This is a genomic window from Nocardioides sp., assembly GCF_036401255.1.
In the GTDB taxonomy this organism is placed as follows: domain Bacteria; phylum Actinomycetota; class Actinomycetes; order Propionibacteriales; family Nocardioidaceae; genus Nocardioides.
This window is the reverse complement of record NZ_DASWVI010000497.1, coordinates 1-1,959: the sequence shown is the minus strand read 5'-3', so window position 1 is coordinate 1,959 and position 1,959 is coordinate 1. Positions and strand designations below refer to the sequence as shown.

Sequence of the window (1,959 nt, the reverse complement as noted above, 5' to 3'; positions counted from 1 at the left end):
AAGGGCACCCGGTTCGGCGACGAGATCGACGAGGTGATGGGCCAGCTCGAGGAGATGCCCGCGCACGTCCAGCGGGTGCTGGACGGCGCCGACGCCGTCTACGAGCTGGCTCGCCAGCACGTCGGGACCCGGTCGGTGCTGTTCCTCGGCCGCCACGCCGGCTACCCGGTCGCCCTCGAGGGGGCGCTCAAGCTCAAGGAGCTGGCCTACCTGCACGCGGAGGGGTTCGCCGCGGGCGAGCTCAAGCACGGGCCGATCGCGCTGGTCGAGGAGGGGCTGCCGGTGCTGTGCGTCGTCCCCCCGGCCGGCCGGGACCAGCTGCGCGACAAGATGGTCAGCGGCATCCAGGAGGTGCGGGCGCGCGGGGCGCGCACGATCTGCCTGGTCGAGGAGGGCGACGACGCGATCACGCCGTACGCCGACGTGGTGATCCGGCTCCCGCAGGTGCCGGTCCTGCTGCAGCCGCTGGTGGCGGTGGTGCCGCTGCAGCTGTTCGCGTGCGAGCTCGCGACCGTGCTCGGCCACGACGTCGACCAGCCGCGCAACCTCGCCAAGTCCGTGACGGTGGAGTAGATGGCGGTCATCGCCGTCGGCATCGACGTGGTCGACATCGCCCGGTTCGGCGAGTCCCTCGAGCGCAGCCCCGGGCTGGTCGCGCGCCTGTTCACGGAGTCGGAGTCGTCCCGGCCGCTCGCCTCGCTGGCGGCCCGGTTCGCCGCGAAGGAGGCGCTGGCCAAGGCGCTGGGCGCCCCGGTCGGGCTGGCCTGGCACGACGCGGAGGTCGTCTCCGAGGAGTCCGGTCGGCCCACGATGGAGATGCGCGGCTCGGTGCGCCGCGCGGCCGACGACCTGGGTGTCGCCTCCGTGCACCTCTCGCTCTCCCACGACGCGGGCATCGCCTCCGCGGTCGTGGTGCTCGAGTCCTGACGGCCGGCGGGTCGCGGCTGTCGGGTCGTGTGCCTGAGAACGGTCTATGCCGCGGTGTCGGGCACACGACCCGGCAACCCCAGCGCGATGAGGTCAGCCGCCACCTGCTCCGGCTCGTGCCGGACCTCGAAGGCGGAGCACCGCACGACCAGGCGGTGGGTGCTCGTGAGTCGGCGTGCCCGCCGGTGGTCCTCCATCGACTCCATCACGTCGAGGTGGAAGGACCCGTCGATCTCCAGGATCACCACGCGGCCGTCGGCGAGGCGCCACTCGCAGTCGGTCCACCGTCGGTGTCCGGCTCGATCCGTCCGCGAGACCTGGCCGTCGGGCATCGCGATGCCGAACCGCCGGCACATGCGGCGTATCTCGGCCCCGGAGTGGGCGCCGCCCGCGATGTCGCCCAAGGTGCGCTTGAACGGCTTGGACCACCGCAACGGGCGCAGGGTGTCGACCCACTCCACCATGCGTTCGACGGTGGTGAGCCGCTGCTGGATGCTGGCCGCGATGGCACCGTGCGCCGGGCGCGGGGTGGTCTGGTAGGCCGCGAACAGCAGGACGGCCGGCTCGAGGCGGCAGACCGGGATCCCCGGTCGACGGTGGCGGAGCAGGTCGAACGGACGGCGGCTGCGGAAGAACCGCACGCCGTCGACCGGCTCGAAGCTCAGCTCGTCGTCGACGTACACGGTCACCACGTCGCGGTCCCAGCCGGTGAGCCCGTGTCGTGCGGCCGCGCTCAGGCCGCCGAGCATGCTGCGCTCGCCGGCATGCAGGACCGCCTGCCACTCGAGCTGGGCGCGGGTCAGCTCGCCCGTCACCGTGCTGATCACCCGCGGGGTCCGGGCCACCCATCGTCGTGCCGCCACCTCGGCGTCGACGTGGTCCCAGTCGATGCCGTGCCGGGTCAGCTGCCTGCGGGCGACCATCCCCTCTTGGGCCGCGATGAGTGCTTCGAGTACGTCGTTCATGCCCGCACTCCTTCCCCGATCCGCGACGTCACGCGGCCGCTTTCCACAGGTGCTGGGTCGTGTGCCT

The 1,959-nt window shown here is 72.7% G+C and carries 3 protein-coding genes; 2 read left to right on the top strand and 1 reads right to left on the bottom strand.

The window, feature by feature from the left end; all coding sequences use genetic code 11:
* Both VGD85_RS23065 and VGD85_RS23060 read left to right on the top strand, forming a co-directional pair.
* The coding region (locus VGD85_RS23065; RefSeq protein ID WP_331065775.1) for an SIS domain-containing protein at window positions 1–573 on the top strand (573 nt) is incomplete at its 5' end.
* Window positions 574–927: a holo-ACP synthase gene (locus tag VGD85_RS23060; RefSeq protein WP_331065774.1), complete on the top strand. Its 354-nt coding sequence runs from the start codon at window positions 574–576 to the stop codon at window positions 925–927.
* Between the two features lie 44 nt (window positions 928–971).
* Here VGD85_RS23060 and VGD85_RS23055 read toward each other — a convergent pair whose 3' ends face one another.
* Complete coding sequence (locus VGD85_RS23055; protein ID WP_331065773.1) at window positions 972–1,892, bottom strand: hypothetical protein; 921 nt, start codon at window positions 1,890–1,892, stop codon at window positions 972–974.
* Window positions 1,893–1,959: the final 67 nt, after the last annotated feature.